Origin of the sequence: Ileibacterium valens, assembly GCF_001945525.1 — a bacterium.
Lineage (GTDB): Bacteria > Bacillota_I > Bacilli_A > Erysipelotrichales > Erysipelotrichaceae > Ileibacterium > Ileibacterium valens.
The window spans coordinates 1-19,287 of the sequence record NZ_MPJW01000190.1 but is presented as its reverse complement, the minus strand read 5'-3'; the positions used below and the strand labels follow the sequence as shown (position 1 = coordinate 19,287).

Sequence of the window (19,287 nt, the reverse complement as noted above, 5' to 3'; positions counted from 1 at the left end):
CCTCCTGAGGTTATTCCTTTTCCCTGTTATTTTAGCATGCCTAAAAGAGCATCAAAGCGCATATTTAGACTTTCTTGATTCGTATTGGCAAAGAAAAACCGCTTCACTACAGAAGCGGCTTCCTGATCTTGATATATCAATTTGTATCACACGTTTAGTTTATTCGATTTTTTGATTCTTTGTCTTCTAGTATGCTTTCAGAGAAAGACGAAGTCCGTCTTCAGTGTTGACTGGCATAGAAATCGGCTGACGCAGATTGCTTGGAGTTACTGCAGTGATTTCATCATCGTCATAGCCGATGACCATCGTTTTTTCAGTCAGCATGATCGGACGTTTTAAAATAGATGGATTCTTCTGAATTAATGTAACCAGTTCATTGAGTGTAAAATCATCCACTCCACGGTGAAGATTCTGAAAAGCTTTAGAACGTGTTGAAATGATGTCTTCCGTTCCGTTTTCGCAGCGGCTCATCAGATATTTGATTTCACCTTCTTTTAAAACGTTTGAAAAGATGTTCTTTTCTACAAAGCTGATTTTGTTGTCTCTGAGCCACTGTTTGGCCTTTCTGCAACTTGCGCATCCTGGAGAAGTATAAATGATAACCATATGCGTTCCTTTCTTAGAAATTATTATTTTTCCCTGTATTTCCTGAGCCTAAAATAAGGCATTAAACCTTTAACCTGTCTTAATTGTAAACTAGATTGCTCTCGTTTACTACCCTTGACAACCTATTATTTTTATAGAATCTTAATTTCATATTTACTTGTATTAAGATTCGGAACGAAAGATATTCCGCCAAGATCTCTCAACTAATGCAATCTCATGGCTATTTTGAATTCTAAACCGAATATTTTTTGGAGATTTACAGCCAATATTTTGTTTTTATCCATGTTGGGATATTTTCTTCAGATCAGAAATCTTTCTATCCCTAATGTAGTCCAAATTTCGGAATAAAGAAAGTATAAATTTATATAATTTTTAGATAGAACGGAATTTTTGCTTATTCGGAACAATAGTATCCTATGAAGATAATACTCCATACATGAAACCATCCATTAAAAATTAATTCGTTCAGTCACTCATCAAAATCAAATCGCAATAAACATCCAGAGTAATATAAAAAAGGCTTTCCAGAATATGTGGAAAACCTTTTACGTTTTACCATTTGAATCAGTTGGTACTATATAGAACGTTTTTATCAATTGGATTGGAAGTATATTGAAACATCACAGCCTGATCTGAATAATTTCCATGTATATTTCCATCATCATTGCCATAGGCAGCGACCCATTTGGGATAATGAGCCAATGACTCATCAAAATATGGAAGCCAGCGCAGATTGCAGTAAATACCTGGCTGTATGCCCATCTGTTCAATCCGGTTAGTCATCGTACGGGTAATCGCACTGATGTTTTCAGTCGTTTCTACAAATCCATGTTCTGATTTCCAGGAATCCGTTTCCATATCAATCCACACACCCATCGTAGGATTCAGTCCATCAATCGCTCGGGCAAAAGCATCTGCTTCAACCTGCGCCTGGGATTCATCCAGAGCGTAGGAATACCAGTAAAGACCGTATGGAATTCCTAAAGCCTCACACTTTTCAACGTTCTTTCGAAAATACAGATCTTCTGTTGTATGCCATCCAGCTCGAATAATAACAAACTGTCCCTGATATGGACTCAGATCGATATCGCCCTGGTGTTCAGAAATATCTATGCCATACATACTTGCATTCATCAGATCTTCTTCACTCCCTGTACCAGGGTTAACTGGATCATCATTGACAACTGGACTTAGCCAACCAAACAGACGATCGTTCCAACTTTGTTCTTCTGACTCGACAGTTGGTTCATCCATCTGCGGCGCAGTATCAAAAGCCTGTTGTTCCCTGGGCAATGAGACGCCCTTGACGAGCAGTTCACAGGCCTGAGCCCGACTGACTGGCTCAAGAAGCAGAAAGCTTTCCTGATCATTATAGAGGCCATTGGCTTTAGCCCAACTTAGAGCTTGTGATGAAACATCAGGCGTGGGAGTTAAAGATTCAGTCTGAACTTGAGCATCTTCTGCTGGCTCATTGACTTGTGAGAGTGATTCTACCGGTTCGGCTCCCTGCTGCGCAGTTGGATCCACATGGCTCAATTCTGAATCAGATTGCTCTGTCATTAAAGAAGGACCCACATGATCGGTTTGTCCTGGATCCAGCTCAGGTTGTTCAGATTCTGCATAGATGGCTGAATCGGTTTGTGTTGAAACGGATTCATCCATCTGTGATTCTGAATTTTCTTCCTTCACTATATTTTGAGTTTCTGATGGTTCGCCTGTTTCAGGAATATTTCCATCCTGAATAACCTGTGCCTGATCAACGACCGCTTCCTGAACTAAAGACTGTCGATGATCAGCAATGGCCCATCCATACATCATCGTGAGCATATCAAGCCGGCTGATCCATTCATCCGGTCTGAAAGATCCATCAAGATACCCACTCATAATTCCAGTATCAATGCAGTAGGAGGCGGCCAGCGAATCATACCCTGGGTTAACATCCCAGAAATAAGATGCATCTATCCAATATGGCTCCCCAGACATACGATAGAATGCTTTGGCTGCATCAATTGAACGAATTGGATCATCCGGAGCAAAATTATATCCATCGACCCCATCAATGATCCCTAATTCAAGAGCAGCAGTAATTGATTCTTCATACCAGGCATATTCAGGAAGATCCCTGAATTCGCTGTAAGAAACAGCTTTGACCGGTGTAAGACTGATAGCGAGAAGCAGGCTGATACCGGTCAGCAGTTTCGATTTTCTCATGGTTTTTTCCCCTTAAATCGTGTTCTATTACAGTTTGACCTTCAATCCTGAATTTGTCTACCTTCTTCGGAATTTTGTCCAAAGTCCATCTGGCGCAAACATTTCAGAGTGTAAATGCAATATCACGTGATATTGCTCTTTTTTAAGAAACCGGAAATTAGCTGTTAGAATCCCCTGTTGATTGCCAGACGACGAATTTATCCTTAAAGCTCTGTATATTTGTCCGAACGAAAATGAGTCGTATCTTCCGTTTCGATCCATCAGGATAGATCCTATCAGAACAATTCGAAAGCCCAAGATTTTGATGCATATTCATGAACAGTATGACGTAAACCTGGTTCCATCTGATTTGAAATCAAAATACGATCAAGTTTTACTTTTGAAAACAACTAAAAAGGCAGAAAACCAGTCTGGCTTTCTGCCAAAAGGCAAGATCTGAAAGTGACGATCAGAACCTCAGATCTTCCTGAAGATTCAGATTAATGATTTAAAAGATAATCATCTTTTAATCAAAGTCAAATAAACCGAATTTTTGCTTCTATTCAACACCAATGATAAAAGAATATACTGGCTGTTTGCCGCTGTAAATCTCGACTTCTGCATCACTGATTTCTTCAACATAGTTCTGCAGTTCTTCAGCCTGTTCCTTCATCGCATCTTCACCATAGATCAGAGTGACCAGTTCAGAATCTTCGTCGAGCATCTGCTTGAGAAGATCTTTTGTTACTTCCATCATATCTGGTTTGGAAACGACAATGGCTTTTCCAAAGATACCCATATATTCACCAGCTTTGATATCTAGTCCTTCATAGGTTGTATCCTTGATGGCATAGGTCACTTCTCCGGATTTAACGCCGGCAATTGCTTCTTCCATTTCTGCTTCGTTTTCGTCAGCATCGACATCTGGATTGAACATAATGCAGGCGGAAAGCCCCTGAGGAACGGTTTTGCTTGGGAGTACCCGAATATCCTTATCTTCATAAACCGAAGCAGCCTGTTGAGCAGCCATTACGATATTGGAGTTGTTTGGCAGAATGAAGATGTGATCGCAATTTAAGCGATCAATGGCCTTAATAAAGTCTTCTGTGGAAGGATTCATGGTCTGCCCACCGGATATAACGATATCTACGCGCAGATCTCTGAACATCTTAGCGAGTCCATCACCGGCTGCAACGGCAATCAGACCGTATTCCTTATGTTCAGAAGCCATTTCTTCATATTCTTCTTTTTCTTTTTCAAGAATGTTTTCGTGCTGATCTGTCATGTTTTCTACTTTCAGCTTCACAAAACGGCCCTGACGTTTACCCATTTTAATGGCTTTATCCGGTTCAAGCGTATGAACATGAATTTTTACCAGATCATCATCCTGAACACAGACAATGGAGTTTCCGATTGTAGAAAGTTCATTTCTGAAACCTTCTTCAGAGAAGTGCTTCATTCCCTGTTCAGAAAGACGAAGAATAAACTCCGTACAGAATCCAAATTCTCCTTCTCCTTCGATCTTTGTCTGGCTGGCTTCATCATGAGAAGCTGCAGAAGATTCAGCCTGAATGACATTTCCATCCAAAGCGGACAGCATTCCTTCCAGAATGGAGAGCAAGCCAGCTCCGCCAGAGTCAACAACTCCTACTTCCTTAAGGACAGGCAGCAGTTCAGGAGTGAAGTCCAGAGAAATTCTGGCTTCTTCAACCATTTTTGCCAGCACTTCCCGGCAATCCGTGACATTATTTGTGGTGCAGTAAGCATATGTATAATCCGCTGCCTCGCGAACAACAGTCAGGATTGTTCCTTCAACTGGACGCATAACTGCCTTATAGGCTACACGGCTTCCGTTTACCAGGGCATTGGCCAACTGCATGGCATCGATTTTTTCATCATCGGCTACCGCCTGATAGAAACCTCTGAAAATCTGAGAAGTAATAACACCAGAGTTTCCGCGCGCACCCATCAGAAGTCCTCTGGATAATGCCTTGGCAATGACACCGACTGAATCAGAATCAACGGCAAGCGCATCGTTGACTCCGCTTGAAAAAGTTAGATACATATTTGTTCCCGTATCACCATCTGGTACCGGGAAGACATTCAGTGCATCAATTCGGGCCTGATTGTTTCCAAGGCTGTTCATGCCCGAAAGAAGCATCTCTTTAAATAATTTTCCGTCAATATATTTCATTCATTTCACCTACTTCACTGCCTGAACACCCTGAACGTAGATGTTGACGGCATCCACTTTAATCTCGAGCGTTTTTTCAAGTGTATATTTAACTCGCTGCTGAGCCCCGATCATTACTTCAGAAAGTTTGATTCCCTGCAAAGCGATGACATAGATATCAAGCACAATGCTGTTGCCTTCCTGACGAACGATAACTCCTTTGGAATAATTTTCTTTTTTCAGTAATTCAGCCCAGCCGTCTTTAACCAGCTTCTGGCTTGACATACCTACGATACCGTAACTTTCAGTCACAGTTCCGCCAGCCAATGATGCAATGGCATCGAGGGAAATGGCTACAGTTCCGAATTCTGTTGATTTATTAATTGGCATAGTTTTCCTCCATGTTTGATTCTGGTGTGATAAAGATCAGAGATGCGGCCAGAACTTTCATCGCAGTAAAAGGATCCAATAAACCTGGAACGCTTTTCAATCCTGCCCGTTCTGGCGTTATCAAAACCGGATATAATCTTCTGTTATTATATCCGGTTTCAGCCTTGAACCCGATAGAGAAACCGTAATTTTACTGAAGCTGTCGAAATGAAGCAGTGGACTCATCGTAAACGTAATAGATGTCATCGTTTACACTTTTGAAAGTATTGACCGAAGGAGAGTAAACAAGCCAGTTCCAGCTTTCGCTGGGCTGCCAGTCTGCCGCCTGTTTTGATCGTTCAATCAAATCTGCATCAGAGCCAGGTTCAGGAGCCTCCTGAGCATTTTGTTCTGAATTTTGGTCTGGATCCTGATTTTCATTTGCCTCTGGACTTTGTTCATCATTTTCATTTTCAGCATCTTCCTGCAAATTCGCACTCTCCTGATTATCCTGGTTTTGATCATCCTGTTCCTGAGCTTTTTGCGCTTCTCTTAATGCAGCTTCAGCTTCAAGACGAATGGCCTGACGATAAGCGTCTCTTTCCTCAGCACTCATATTGAAATAGTCACAGGCAATTTTGTCGATGGCTCCGTTTTCCGAATCCAGAACGAGGCAGACATCTTCTCCAACAAGTTCAGTCAGTACAAGCTGATAGTTTGAAATCATCTGTAATGAAGAAATTGATGTAAATACCACATTTCCATCCTGCATGATCATTTTCAGCATATTTTCATCATAGCTTTCTGACCAGGGAAGAATTTCGGCCACTTTTTCCAGCGACTCCCGATTGAGATATTCGGGATAATCCTGAAATTGTTTGCAAATCTTCTGCATAGTCTCTTCTGAAAGATCAGCTAAAAGCGGAACATGAATCAGATTTTTCATCAATGTTGGATCCTCTATTGGCAAGGATTGCCCATCGGCGAATAAAACGTAATTCTGTCCATCTTTAAGATAGTACCCGACGATCAGTTTTTCCTTGATATCAATGGAGACTGATTGACCGTGGATATGAACACTTGCATCTTCAATCATTGGATCTTCTTCAAGACGGCTTTCAATCAGAAAAGAAGGATTGAGCAGAAACCTTGATGAAGTCGAAAGATCAGCAATTTTGTAAACCTGCTGCGCTGTATAGTAATAATTTCCATTTACAGACAGCGAACGGATCCTTGAATCATCCGAGATAAAGTAGATGGCGGCGCCAAAAAGAACAATCACTCCCGCACAAAGGATTTTGAGTTCTTTTAGCCTTGGCCATCTAAATCGAATCATCCCAGTTGATCCTTTCCACTTCAGTAATCAGTTCAATACCAAGTTCTTCTCTGGCTCGTTTCTGAATTTCAAGGATCAGGGAGTTTACATCCTCAGCTGAGGCGGTGCCTGATGCATTAACGATAAAGTTCGAATGTTTGGAACTGACAGTCGCACCCCCACGTACAACCCCGCGATAGCCCAGATCATCGACCACTTTCCAGGCATTAAACCCTTCAGGATTGCGAAATACACTGCCTGCACAGGGCTGTTCGGCAGGCTGTGAATCCATTCGTCTTGCTTTTCTTGAAATCATCAGTTCGTTGATTTCATGGGAATCACCCTTTTGCAAAAGAAAACGGCCGGCAAGGATCACCCAATCCTTATTCTTCTGAAAGATGGAATGACGGTAGGTATAGTCCAGGGAATCTGCAGGCAGCCATTCGACTTTTCCATTCCGATAGACAAGCACTTCTTCAAGAATCGCTGCCAAATCAGAACGATAAGCACCAGCATTCATATACAATCCCCCGCCAATCGTACCTGGAATCCCACTGGCGAACTCCAGACCGGAAAGAGAATGCATCATCGCCTCATAGGCAATATAGATTAATGAACATCCAGCTTCAGCCATCAGATGACCATCCTCTGAAAACTCGTAGTTATTTAAGGCCTGTGTCATATCAATAACCGCTCCCTGGTAAGGACGATCATGGACCAGTACGTTGCTGCCTCTGCCTAAAACCATCCAGGGAATCTGCTCTTCATCAAGAATTTCGATCACTCGAATTAATGAGTCTGCAGATTCCGGCTGAATAAAATAATCAGCTGGTCCTCCAATTCGGTAAGTTGTATGAAAACGCATCGGTTCTTCACATTTCACAACGGCATATTCAGATAATTTTTCAGCTAGTTTTTTATTTACACTCATAATTAGATATATATTTACTGTTTATCAATTTTATTGATAAACACCTTATTTTCTTCAATTTTTTTATAGTTAAGCACTTGATAAAACTCAGGTATTGATGGGATCTTCGCCTGAATCGGACAGACTGAATTCGTTTTTAATGCGTTTAACATGTATAAATAATGTCACAATGTAAAATGAACGCAATGAATTCATCCATCATGCTCAGTCTCATTGTACTCTGTCTGACAGTTTGTTCATCTTACGAAACCAAATTGGTCAAAAAAGAAAAATCTAGAATTGATCCGGAGACGATATCTGAGCTAATTTATTTTAAACATGGAATGCATATGAATAAAGAAAAAATCCCGCCAAGTTTGACAGGATGTATAAAATGTCATATTCCATTCACAACATTTCTGAGAATCCGTGGAATGTGTAATTTCATTGCAGGAATCATCAAATTGAAAGAGTTTAAAAACGGCTCTGATCTGAACCATCGCAGCAAATTTTATCTTCAAAGATCTCGGGAAAAGACTAATGGCCTTTATCGATGATTTCATCTGCCCATTGTATGAGATCATAAGCAGCATCTGGAGTTCCCATTTTTAATGCATTTTCATGCAGCTGCTGTCTTTTTCCTTCATCGACAAACGCTTCATCGATGGCTTCTTTGAGTGTCTTTGCGTTGAGATCCTTTTCTTCAATCATCAAAGCAGCCTGATTTTGTGTAAGCATGGATGCGTTATAGAACTGATGGTTATTTGCCACATAAGGGCTTGGAATGATGATTGCCGGAATCCCAAGCGCTTCAACTTCACAAAGAGTTGTTGCACCAGCCCGGCAGATGATACCATCCAAAAATGGATATATTTTTGTCGTATTCACAAAATCCTGAACGATAACATGTTCTGGAAAATCTTTGGGATCTGCTGGATTCTGTTTGCCGCATACATACAGGACCTGCAGGGATGGATCTATACCATTCAATGCTTCTTTCATCAGATCATTGACACTGCTCGATCCAAGAGATCCCATAACGATCATGATTGTCTTTTTGTCCTTTTTTAAACCAAGTGATTCAAAATAAGCCTGATCTCCACTGGCCTGAACCGCTAAGGAGGCTCTTGGATTTCCAATCAACCTGGTTTTAGAACCCTCAAAGACCTCAAAGCATTTTTCATAACAAACGGCTATTCCGGAAGCTTCTTTCATGACCATTCGGTTTGCCTTACCGACAACAGAATTCTGTTCATGAATCATATATGGAATTTTTACTGATCTGGCCGCAGCTAAAACAGGTGCAGTCACATACCCGCCAAAACCGACCACCAGATCCGGTTTTTCGTTTTTCATGATCCTGCACGCTTTGAAGTAGCAGGAAATAGTCTGAAAAACTGCTTTGATCTTATGAGCTAAAGAAATTTCAAGTCCTGATGAATGAAGTCCGATAAACGGATATCCCCGTTCAGGAATAAGAGTGGCTTCCATACGGTCATCATTTCCAATAAATAAAAATTCAGTCTGTGGATCCTGTGCCTTCCATAAATCAGCCAGAGCTAGAGCGGGATAAATATGGCCGCCAGTTCCGCCTGCTGTAAGAATAATCTTTCGTTTTCTGTCCTTATGATTTAACTTAGTCGTCAATTTTACTTTCGTTCCTTTTCAGAGTTGTTCAATGGGATGTCAACTTGTAATTTATCTGTTTCGCTGATACGAATGGTTACTTCAGATGAAAAGACTATCCATTGACGAATCAAATTATAACATCTGAATTCTTGAGCGCTTTTGCTTCTGGAGTACTTTTGATCTGAATATCTCATCGAATCGACAAGCTGTCATTTCGGATTCAGAGACTTTGCAAATTGTTTTATCTTTTCAGAAAACTCTGACAAAAATGAAAAAAAGAACGAAAGCAGGAAGTTTTCCGTTTCGTTCTTCATTAGTTTTATACAACGGGTTGTTTTGAACTTATTTATTTTGTTATCTGTGAATGGTCTGCATGATTCCTTTCAAAATGGTTGTCAGAAATATTTCTGATCCATTGAGCCGGACCAATTCAATACAGTTTTCTGTATTTATATTTATTTATAGTTTTATTCATATTTTGTATTTATAATTTGCCGTTCTTATCCATTAATTGGAATCGGCTCATACCAGGGTTCCAGAATACCGGTAAGAATCAGCCGCTGCGGACTTGAGAATCCATAGTCAAGATCACAGGTTGACAAGGTGACATAAGGATATTGGTCAGGATTATCCACTGTACGGGAATACATGGCCTGATCCTTGATGGTCTGAATGACCGAATCGCGATAGTCTCCAAAAGAAGTTGTATAGGCAGCGTTGCTTCCGTCTCCTTTAGTGAATTCTGTAATTTCAACACGGTAATTCTGAGACGGTGTAAGAATCCAATAATACGGATGAGAATCAAAAAATGCCTGATCCGCGAAGTCTTTTAAGGAAGTAAACATTCCTCCAACATCTACAGAGTGCCCATAAATAATGGTGTTGTCGTTTGTGAAATCAGAAGCTGCCTGAGCGTCTACGAATATCGCGCCTCGACGGTTATATTCCTTAAGAGCGGTGTAATTCAAGTAATACTCGTTATCTGCTCCCTGAACGATCGGATAGGAAATATCCGTGCCTGGAATAATGATCCACGCAATAATGTCGGGATTCTGAGTCTGAAGTCCTGCCCAATCCGGAGAAAAGACTTCGACTTCTTCCTCTTTTGTTTTATCAGCCGCTGGCTGTTTCAAATAACTTTCCAGCTGACCGGTTTCGTTTTTTACCTGTTGTGATCCAGCCCAGATCGTATAAAGCTGCCATGCAGAAAACAGAAAGATCCCCAGGCAGATCACAAACAGAATTCGATATAGTAGTTTCTTCATATTTATCTATTTTTCATACGCCTGATTCAAATGTCAACCAGTCTAAGCCAATCTATTGCCATCCCGTTTAAAATGTAAGTTCAGGTTTCGATCCCCTGATTCACACAAAATTTTTATCTTGTTTCAGAAGTAATCCATCATTCATATTTACCCTATTCTCTGCAAGAAACCCCCCGCTTCTAAGCAAAGCGAAAGCGGGGAAGAATGTCAACATTAAACATTTACCTGAATTAATTTTCTTTCGAACTTTTGTGGTTTCGTCGATTTCTGTAAATGACAATGAAAATTTTTCCTAAAAAGTCGTTGATTTTCAAAATAAATCACCATTCATAGTTATAATCAGAAATATAAATTCGGACCCTTCAAACATCCCTTCGGCCTGATCAGACTGAACGTCTTTCAAACCTTACGCTAACAGAATCCGCTCACTGCATGCTGATAAATCAAGCGGTCCAAGGAGGATAACCAATGAATGAGCAGACTCATCTTTCGATCTTACTTGCCAATAAGCAAAGCGAGCAGATCAGCCAGCTGCAGGAAATACTTGACGGAAGCGGAATCAACGCTTCTGAAGCCTTAAATGATGGACAATGGCAATTGAATTTTGATTGGGATGAACAAGCGATCAAAAGAATCCGTACTCGTGGAGCCGGGCGTAAACCTCTTTTACTCAATGGCTCTCCAACCGTCTTGGAAGTACTCGAAATGCAAAAACAAAACGGGGTAGCTAAAACCTGTCAGATCCTGAACATATCACCTTCTACCTTTTATCGACGCAAGAAAGTCGTCAAATCCAAATACGATCCAGATGAATTTTCAACAATTCCTTTCTGAGCATTCTCAGATGAACTCAAAGATCAATGGAAATCATTTTAAAATGCAAAAGAGCAGAAAAACGCATGATCGTATTTCTGCTCTTTGTTAATTTTTATTATTTTTTCTGTGATTCAGACTTTCGATCCTGACTTAAAAAACAAATGTTATCTGAAGCGCTAATCTGATACGCCTGAAGATACTGATCGAGAAGATCAAAGTATTCTGGATAAGCGATAGGACGATGAGTTGACATCAGTTCCATCTGTACTCCAAACAATTCAATCTCCTGATTGCAGTCGAAGAAGCCATTTCGAATATAAAACGATTTGCGGCGTTCTCGCTGATCCTGGTCTTCAGGTTTTATATCCAGATTTGTACTCTCAATTTCTATGATTAAAGGCTGATCATAAATACTGGAAAGTTCCTTGATCATTCTCGAACCCAATCCTCCGGATTGAAAATCTGGATTAATGGCCAGATAGTCAAGAAGCATGATGTCTTTACCTTTAATCAGAAAAGCCAAACCAGCAGGTTTTAATTCTGTTTCTTTCTCCTTTGCCGCTTTAAGAATGTAGGAGTCCATTCTGCCTTCTTTAACTCCGTTAACAATCATCTCAAAAGGTTTTGCTTCATAATCCGGAAAAGAAGCATGATACAGCTTTTCGAGTCCTCGCAGTTGTGGATCTTGGGCCTGTAGTTTTTCAATACTGATTTTCATCAATTCGCCTCCATTCCATTTTATCTTCTTTCAGAAGTCCCTTTCTGTCTGTTATCCGCTCAGGAATTCATCGCGAAGCGCTCCACCTGATCCCTTCCTATGTTTAAAACCTGCTCTGCTAAGGCATGAACATCTAAAGTAAACTGACGCGAGATGCTGCTTTCAACAAGCATTCCAAGATTAATCCCCGCAAGTACTTCACTTTCCATCTGTTCAGCGTTTTGTGTAGCTAAACGATAAGGTATCCCTCCGGTCATATCACATAGAAAAAGGATCGATGAACATCCCTTTAAATGGTTTATTGCATCCTGCAGGCGGGTATTGAATAATTCTTCCGTATCGTTTTGAGAAAAACTCACTGTTTCGATATTTTCGGCAGGTCCAGTTACTGCTTCAAGAGCATCCTTCAATCCTTCCGCAAATTTTCCATATCCGGTAATAATGATTCCTGTCATAATCCAATTCCATTCCTTTCGCGTCTGAAAAGACATCTGTAATTTCTTTTATCCTTACTTCAATTCTTATTACTCGTTAACAAAGATAATTCCCGATTGAACTCTTTCATATCCTGGGTATCTCAAAAATTCACTGTCCATTACCCGAAACTTCTGAAAATAATTTTTCAAATTCAAAAACCAATCATTTCCTGATCAATATCCAAGGATGAAGTTCAAAGATTCATTTCGAATTTCACATTCGTACCATACAGTTTTGCCAAAGCAACCTAGTTTGTCAATCGGGATAATTTTTTACTGTCCGTTTTTTCTGCTTTTTGTCATTTCCATCGCTGCCTGATCTGCTTTATACATCATTCATCCTCTTTCCTTCTATTTCATGTTTTTCTCTTTTTGGATACAATGGAAACCGCAAACCATTTAAAATGAATGAATATACTGAAAGGAATACAATCATGTCTCGAGTTCAAGCCAATCCCGGTCTTTCCGGACTAAATCTTTATATCGATAAAAAAAATCGGATCATCTACTATAATCCACTCGTAAAAAAAGCAGTAATGATTCCTAAATCGGATTATCGAAAATTCAACATGTATCGAACCCGTTATCTTGCCGTCATCTCCGCCTTTTTAATTATGGCCATTTTGTTTGAAGAATGGTTTCATTGGCCATTATGGCTAGCATTTGTTTTATCTCTGATAATATATGCTGGATTTGAATTTTCGTTTTATAAGTTTGTCAATCGACTTCCAGACGCTCCAAAATTTAACAAGGAATCCTGTGTACATACCTATGATCTAAGTATTCAGCCAAAAGATCGTACCAGAGCCAAAGTTAAGATTGTTCTTTACTTCATCCTGGGTATATTGCTTGTGGTTAATGCGTATCAGATGAATTACGATCCATCCATGCTGATTATGTGCTGGATTGCCATGATCTGCTGCTTTGCCTATGCCGGATTTACCATCTGGCAGCTTTCACGCTCTACAAAAGTTTCCAGATAGCTTTCTGTCTAAGTTGGTTTTAAATGGATTGATGTAATCGAAATCGCCTGACTGATTCGAATGATCAAAGCGTGATTTAAACCTTACTAAGACTCAATCGTAACATTGATTCAAAACAGAAGATATTTCAGGTTTACCTGGTTTAATCCTTAATATCCAATTTTACCTGCTCTTCAATCTTTGAAATAAAGAGCAGGTTTTTCTTATTCGCTTTACAACCGGACTCAGCTGAAATTTTCCATATTAAAAGGCCAGCACGCTGCTGACCTTTTATCTGATCCATTACCTTGTGTCAGACTATCATAATTCGATTAGTGCATTGATTTGATAATCATTAATTGAATATCCTCAGATGACATAGTCATAGGCGTATCGGCTTTTTTCTTCGTCAACCAGATCCTGCAGCGTGAACTGATTCAGATAAGCGGACACCGCTTTATTCAGTCCGGCCCAGAATTCCATATTTGAACTGTCAATACCGTCATCAAGCCAGGGAGCTAAAGTCAATGAGCCTTCTGTTAAGCGCAGGATATCTCCGATCACATATTCGTTGGGTCTTTTTGCCAATCGGTAGCCGCCCTGCGACCCTCGCGAAGTCTGCAGGATTTCTTCTCTGTTAAGAATTGGGACGATCTGTTCGAGATATTTTTTAGATACTCCTTGCCTCTGTGAAATTTCCTTAAGATTGATGTATCCTTCTCCCTGATGAATCGCCAGATCTGTCAACATTTTCAGAGCATACCTTCCACGGGTTGAGACTTTCACAAATCGAACCTCTTTTCTAAATAGTGGGATCCAAACATCTTCATTTGCGATTTTGTAACCAGTAAACACAAGTTACATCATAATTTGTCTGAAAATGCTTAACGTATCTACAGTATACCTATATCTTATAAATATTTTAAGATCTCTCACATCATCATCCTACAAAAATTTCGAAATTCGGACAAAAAACAGCCCGATTTAAAAGACCGAATCATTAGTTTTGGAAAATTTTTCTACCAAAACCAAAATTTCTAGACCACAGTTAAGTTAATCCTGTCCATCAGAACGCTCTTTTAATCCAAGATCGAACTATCGTGCAGAATACAAGTTTCGTGATTTGACAATTTCCTATGACAATTGATTCGATGGAAATGCTGTTTATCTCAAGATGAGTTAACAATTATTCCGGGACGCTGATCTCATAGCTGCAGGTAAAGCTCTCGCCTGGTTTCAGAATGAGTGTTCCTTCTCTTTTTTCGAACGGAATATCCTTCTTTTCATAATCGGCATGTCCATACCAGGGCTCGATGCAGACCATGTCACTGGGCGTTGGATGAGACCATAAAGCTAAATAAGGATATCCTTCAAAATGAACATTCATCCGCTTCTGATCCCTGTAATAAATTGCAGCATCAGTCACATTTGGATGAGTGAATACAAGGGTAGCGTATTTATTCAGATCGTCTCTGGACAGCTTCCATTCGTCCATTTCTACAGGAACATAGGAAACGGGCTGATAGTCTGCACTGAAGATCAGTTGATCGGTTTTCAGTGTTTCGTTAAATCGAATCGAAAAGTCTTCAAACTGTTCTTTTGCATTCTGTGAAGTTCTAAAGGCAGGATGCAGTCCAAACGAGAATGGAAGGTCTCGATCGGATGGATTTTTAATCTGGTAAGAGACAGTAACTGAATGATCATTCAGTTCATAACTCATCTCATATTCAAAATCGAATGGAAACTGTTTTCGGGTTTCTTCATCTGAAGACATTCTGTAGGTGATTTTATTTCCATCGACTTCACCTTCAAGATCTGCATAACGGATCAGACCATGATTTTTCATCTGATATTCCTTGCCGTCTACAACAAACTTTCCATCATTCCAGGTGCTTCCGACCATAGGAAAGAGAGTCGGATTCTGATCCTTCCATCCCTGATCTCCCTGATAAATCAATTCAAAACCGTTTTTCTTGTCGATTAATGAACGCATCTGGCCAGCTCGAGTTCTTGTCGTCAGTTTCAGGCGCCCATTTTCCAATGTTAAATCTTCTCTCATTATTTCCTCTCCTGGAATTGTTGCATTCCATTATCTATACGTTCATTGTGCGACAGAAAGAGAAATTTTTCATCATGAAATTAACGAGAAAAACGACTGATTTCATCAAGAGCCATCAATAATCTTTCCCTTTGATTACATAAAGAAAAACACTGGATCAGATCCAGTGTCTTGATTCAAGAAAATCGGCAACTCCATCTTCAAAAACGGATTTACAGATGAGATCAGCCGCTTCTTTAGCGGGTTCAAAAGCGTTGCCCATGGCGACTCCAAGATCAGCAAGCCGCAGCATACCGGCATCATTGGCTCCATCCCCAAACGCCACACTCATTTCATACCGATTATTTCTGCAGATCTTCTCAACTTCAATTTCCTTGCTGGTATCCGGATTACGAAGTTCAACACATTCTGCATATTCAACTAACGAATAATCTTTGAATCGTTCGAGTATCTCCTGCTTTAGTGCCTGATCCTTTACCCAGATCAGAACATTGTAAACTTCTTCATCCTGATATTCTTTTTGAGCAGGAGCCTTCATGTACAGCGAAAACATATGATTGTAGATTTCAGGTGTTGAAGGAGTTCCAAAATAGCTTCCGTTCTGAGCTGAATATCTGTACGTCAATTTATGATCCTTACAAAACGTATCAATTTCTCTCATATCGTTTGGCTGAATGGTCTTTTCAGAGACGGGCAGCCTTCTTTCATCAAGAACCAAAGCTCCGCCTTCAAGGACCAGTCCGGTGAATAATAAATTAATAAACGATTCTGGAAGATGTTCCATCTCGGAAACACTGCGGCTGCTGACAAGATAAACCGGATGGTCCTGTTCCAGAAGTCTTGTTAAAGCCCATATTGTTTTTTTAGATACTTCATGAAATTTATTCTGATAAAGTGTTCCATCAATATCGAAGAAAAATGCTTTCTGAGACATATTCAACCTGCTTTCTGATTTCGATGCTTCCTATCTGACTGACTGCCGCAGTCAGTTGAAGCAATCTTCTATGAGTATACATGGTGAATCCAATTTCTATAAAGACGACTTATTGAATGGGAATTGAACCTGGATCTGAATCCAGACTGACGAAAAGTTGAAATCTGATAAAACCTGAGAACAGGAACTGGCAGCAGATCTGAACTTATTCTATACAAATGACAAATGAAAGATCATGTAAAAAAGGACACATTCCGAAGAATGCATCCAGTTTCGTTTCGTTAATCTGTTTGACGGCTCTGCTGTTGAATGGATATCAATCCATTCGACTTAATTGCCGACCTGATGGAAGCTCTGCAGAAGCTTAGCCCGCTGCGGGCCTTTCAGCTTCTTAATTGCCTTGGCTTCAATCTGACGAATCCTTTCACGCGTTACATTGAATTCCTTACCGATTTCTTCAAGAGTCCAGGTACGTCCATTATCCAATCCAAAACGCAGGCGAATCACTTTTTCTTCACGTTCAGTCAGAGTGGATAAAACTTCCTGAATGGTTTCTTTCAGCAGCTGAGAATGAGCATATTCTTCTGGAGTCATAGTCGTCTTGTCTTCAATGAAATCCCCTAGGAAAGTATCATTCTCATCACCTACAGGTGTTTCCATACTGACAGGATCAAGAGCAGAACGCTGAATTTCAATGACACGTTCAGCGGTCATGTCATCCATCTTTTCAGCAATTTCTTCAGGGATTGGATCACGGCCCAGATCCTGAACCAGCTGACGCTGAATTCGGGTCATTTTATTGATCGTTTCAACCATATGAACAGGAATTCGAATGGTTCTGGCCTGGTCAGCTATCGCACGGGTAATTGCCTGACGAATCCACCATGTCGCATAAGTAGAAAACTTGAATCCCTTGGTGTAATCAAATTTTTCAACTGCCTTGATCAGCCCGATGTTTCCTTCCTGAATCAGATCTAAGAACAGAAGTCCGCGTCCTACATATTTCTTTGCGATCGAAACCACCAAACGCAGGTTGGAGTCAATCAGTGTCTGTTTGGCATCCATATCTCCGGCAATGATTCGCTTTGCGACTTCAACTTCCTGAGTCGGTGTCAGCAAAGGGATAGCTCCAATTTCCTTGAGATAGGCTTTTACAGGATCACTTGTCTTATTGCTTGCTCCGGCAGCAAAAGTTCTTTCCAGAGCTGCCAGTTCATTTTTAACCTCATCATCAGAATCTGAATCGGAATCACTGTCATCATCTTCATCTGAAAGATCATCCGGTTCCTTTTCTTCGAAATCAATTCCATTGGCGTGAGACCAGTCAATTAATTCCTGAATATCATCATCGGCCAGATTCATTTTGTAGATCGCTTCGAGAAAATCTTTCTGGTTAATTTCAGCATCCGCTTCCTTGCTGGCTTCCAGAAACAGCTTCACATCTTCCACCGAACTAAAATTTAATGCTTTCTTTTTTGTCTCAGCCATTCTGTACCTTCCTTCCTTGTAACCACAAGTTATTTATATTTTCTAAATATTGACTAATTAAATTTGATTTATTGAATATGGCTTGTATGCCAAAATAAGTTTAAAAAAGAATTCGTAAAAAAATCATTGATATGCCCTGTTGATTCAAATCCAGAGCAAGAGACACCTTTATTTTCACACCATTTCTAAAAAAATGCTCCTTTAAAATGCTGAATTATCTAATTCCTGCGATAAATTCGAAAACTTTACCTCAACAATGACATAATCAGACTGATGGTTTCTTCTCTCAATCAAAAAGGGACTGCTCTTCTAAGCAGTCCTCAGCTTTATTTAAACGATACAATAAGTTTTCCGTTATTTAATCTTTTTACGATAAATGCCAGAATCCTGTCCATGTTTATTTTTCAATGTAGTGAACAGTTCATATCCATATTTTTCATACAGTCCACGATGGCCGGTAGAAATATAAACATATCCGTCATTATCTTCTCTGGCCATTCTTTCTGCAGCTTCAATCAACTGTCCTGCACATCGTTTCCCTCTGAATTTTTCAGAAGTATATACATATCCAATCCAGGGAGCCAGATTGGTATCTGGAACATCATCATGATCTGCAAAAGTGCAGAAAGCAGCAAGTTCTTCATCTTCCATTAGCAGCAGCAGCCTCGCATTTTCTCCTAAGCGATCATGAAAACTTCCTTCTTCAAGCAGACGGGACAAAGACTTCGCCCCACTCCAATCTGCATTTTTGATCTGTTCGAGAATTTCAGTCGGCTGATTCATGCTGAAAAATTCAACAACTATCATTTTATCCTCCTGCCTTTCTAACTTTTGCCTTTCTAACTCCTGGCTTCTGGTTTTTGGGTTCACTTTAATTCTATTTTTAGTTAACCTTTAGTTCCCAAAAAATTTTCTACCTAGACCCTAAATTGAGTTCTTCAGGGACTTTAATCTTGAATAACTTATATCCCTGATTTGCTTTCGAATCAGCCTCATGAATAATGATTTTGTCTTCGAATACTGAACAACGTTGATATCCCAGTTTTTGAAACAGACTGATTGGATTCAATTTCTTGGTTCTTTTATTCTCATGATTCAATAGTTCCAACTGGATTCTTTTGACAATCATTGAAGCGATAAAAGTAATCAGAAGATGACCTTTCAGACACTCTTCAGATTGAATACGTACTGGCAGTAATCCTGTATAGTTTTTCCCGATATCAAAAGTCTGTTCAACCTGCTGTCTTGTATAATAAACAGGCAAGATCTCTTCGATGGCTAACTCATTTGAAGAAGCAAGGATGAAAAATCCTTCGGATTCAAGTTTTTCAAACAACTCAGTTGAGGTTCCTGAATCTGGATCCAGATGATTGAGCA

General features: G+C 40.0%; 18 protein-coding genes. 2 read left to right on the top strand and 16 right to left on the bottom strand.

The genetic code is table 11. The annotated features are described in order from the left end of the window. Positions 1–186: 186 nt before the first annotated feature. From BO222_RS10010 to srtB, 8 genes are all read right to left on the bottom strand, one after another. Entirely contained in the window at positions 187–606 is a 420-nt protein-coding gene (locus tag BO222_RS10010; RefSeq protein WP_075820665.1) for a Spx/MgsR family RNA polymerase-binding regulatory protein, read from the bottom strand. 564 nt (positions 607–1,170) lie between these two features. Then, positions 1,171–2,817 carry a GH25 family lysozyme gene (locus BO222_RS10005; protein WP_075820664.1) on the bottom strand — a complete coding sequence of 549 codons (1,647 nt, stop codon included), beginning with the start codon at positions 2,815–2,817 and terminating at the stop codon, positions 1,171–1,173. 538 nt (positions 2,818–3,355) lie between these two features. Next, on the bottom strand, positions 3,356–4,990 hold the full coding sequence (locus tag BO222_RS09995) for a DAK2 domain-containing protein (RefSeq protein WP_075820662.1): 1,635 nt from the start codon (positions 4,988–4,990) through the stop codon (positions 3,356–3,358). Positions 4,991–4,999: 9 nt separating this feature from the next. Further along, the gene (locus BO222_RS09990; protein WP_075820661.1) at positions 5,000–5,359 is read right to left on the bottom strand and encodes an Asp23/Gls24 family envelope stress response protein; all 360 of its coding nucleotides are present in this window, start codon (positions 5,357–5,359) and stop codon (positions 5,000–5,002) included. 190 nt (positions 5,360–5,549) lie between these two features. Continuing rightward, complete coding sequence (locus BO222_RS09985; protein ID WP_075820660.1) at positions 5,550–6,674, bottom strand: cell division protein FtsQ/DivIB; 1,125 nt, start codon at positions 6,672–6,674, stop codon at positions 5,550–5,552. Continuing rightward, on the bottom strand, positions 6,661–7,584 hold the full coding sequence (gene murB / locus BO222_RS09980; protein WP_075820659.1) for a UDP-N-acetylmuramate dehydrogenase: 924 nt from the start codon (positions 7,582–7,584) through the stop codon (positions 6,661–6,663). The genes BO222_RS09985 and murB overlap by 14 nt, the downstream gene beginning before the upstream one ends. A gap of 516 nt (positions 7,585–8,100) precedes the next feature. After that, positions 8,101–9,210, bottom strand: a complete 1,110-nt coding sequence (murG, locus tag BO222_RS09970; RefSeq protein WP_075820657.1) for an undecaprenyldiphospho-muramoylpentapeptide beta-N-acetylglucosaminyltransferase — start codon at positions 9,208–9,210, stop codon at positions 8,101–8,103. Between the two features lie 482 nt (positions 9,211–9,692). After that, positions 9,693–10,457 carry a class B sortase gene (gene srtB / locus BO222_RS09965; protein ID WP_075820656.1) on the bottom strand — a complete coding sequence of 255 codons (765 nt, stop codon included), beginning with the start codon at positions 10,455–10,457 and terminating at the stop codon, positions 9,693–9,695. 468 nt (positions 10,458–10,925) lie between these two features. On the opposite strand from srtB, the gene BO222_RS09960 reads away from it, so the two are divergent. Continuing rightward, the gene (locus BO222_RS09960) at positions 10,926–11,291 is read left to right on the top strand and encodes a hypothetical protein (RefSeq protein ID WP_075820655.1); all 366 of its coding nucleotides are present in this window, start codon (positions 10,926–10,928) and stop codon (positions 11,289–11,291) included. 97 nt (positions 11,292–11,388) lie between these two features. Here BO222_RS09960 and BO222_RS09955 read toward each other — a convergent pair whose 3' ends face one another. After that, positions 11,389–11,991 (bottom strand): GNAT family N-acetyltransferase, encoded by a 603-nt coding sequence (locus BO222_RS09955; protein WP_075820654.1) that lies wholly within the window; start codon positions 11,989–11,991, stop codon positions 11,389–11,391. Between the two features lie 59 nt (positions 11,992–12,050). Next, positions 12,051–12,482: a PTS sugar transporter subunit IIA gene (locus BO222_RS09950; RefSeq protein ID WP_083647785.1), complete on the bottom strand. Its 432-nt coding sequence runs from the start codon at positions 12,480–12,482 to the stop codon at positions 12,051–12,053. A 419-nt stretch (positions 12,483–12,901) separates the two neighbouring features. Here BO222_RS09950 and BO222_RS09945 point away from each other — a divergent pair, with 419 nt between their 5' ends. Beyond that, complete coding sequence (locus tag BO222_RS09945) at positions 12,902–13,450, top strand: hypothetical protein (protein ID WP_075820653.1); 549 nt, start codon at positions 12,902–12,904, stop codon at positions 13,448–13,450. 348 nt (positions 13,451–13,798) lie between these two features. Here BO222_RS09945 and BO222_RS09940 read toward each other — a convergent pair whose 3' ends face one another. The 6 genes from BO222_RS09940 to BO222_RS13795 form a co-directional block, all read right to left on the bottom strand. Then, on the bottom strand, positions 13,799–14,215 hold the full coding sequence (locus tag BO222_RS09940) for an RrF2 family transcriptional regulator (protein ID WP_075820652.1): 417 nt from the start codon (positions 14,213–14,215) through the stop codon (positions 13,799–13,801). A 400-nt stretch (positions 14,216–14,615) separates the two neighbouring features. Continuing rightward, positions 14,616–15,488 carry an aldose epimerase family protein gene (locus BO222_RS09935; protein WP_075820651.1) on the bottom strand — a complete coding sequence of 291 codons (873 nt, stop codon included), beginning with the start codon at positions 15,486–15,488 and terminating at the stop codon, positions 14,616–14,618. Positions 15,489–15,645: 157 nt separating this feature from the next. Then, entirely contained in the window at positions 15,646–16,422 is a 777-nt protein-coding gene (locus BO222_RS09930; protein ID WP_075820650.1) for a Cof-type HAD-IIB family hydrolase, read from the bottom strand. Positions 16,423–16,752: 330 nt separating this feature from the next. Further along, positions 16,753–17,910 carry an RNA polymerase sigma factor RpoD gene (rpoD, locus tag BO222_RS09925; RefSeq protein WP_075820649.1) on the bottom strand — a complete coding sequence of 386 codons (1,158 nt, stop codon included), beginning with the start codon at positions 17,908–17,910 and terminating at the stop codon, positions 16,753–16,755. Between the two features lie 354 nt (positions 17,911–18,264). After that, positions 18,265–18,717 carry a GNAT family N-acetyltransferase gene (locus BO222_RS09920; RefSeq protein WP_075820648.1) on the bottom strand — a complete coding sequence of 151 codons (453 nt, stop codon included), beginning with the start codon at positions 18,715–18,717 and terminating at the stop codon, positions 18,265–18,267. Between the two features lie 106 nt (positions 18,718–18,823). Then, a partial coding sequence (locus BO222_RS13795; protein ID WP_198932064.1) for a hypothetical protein occupies positions 18,824–19,287 on the bottom strand: 464 nt, incomplete at its 5' end.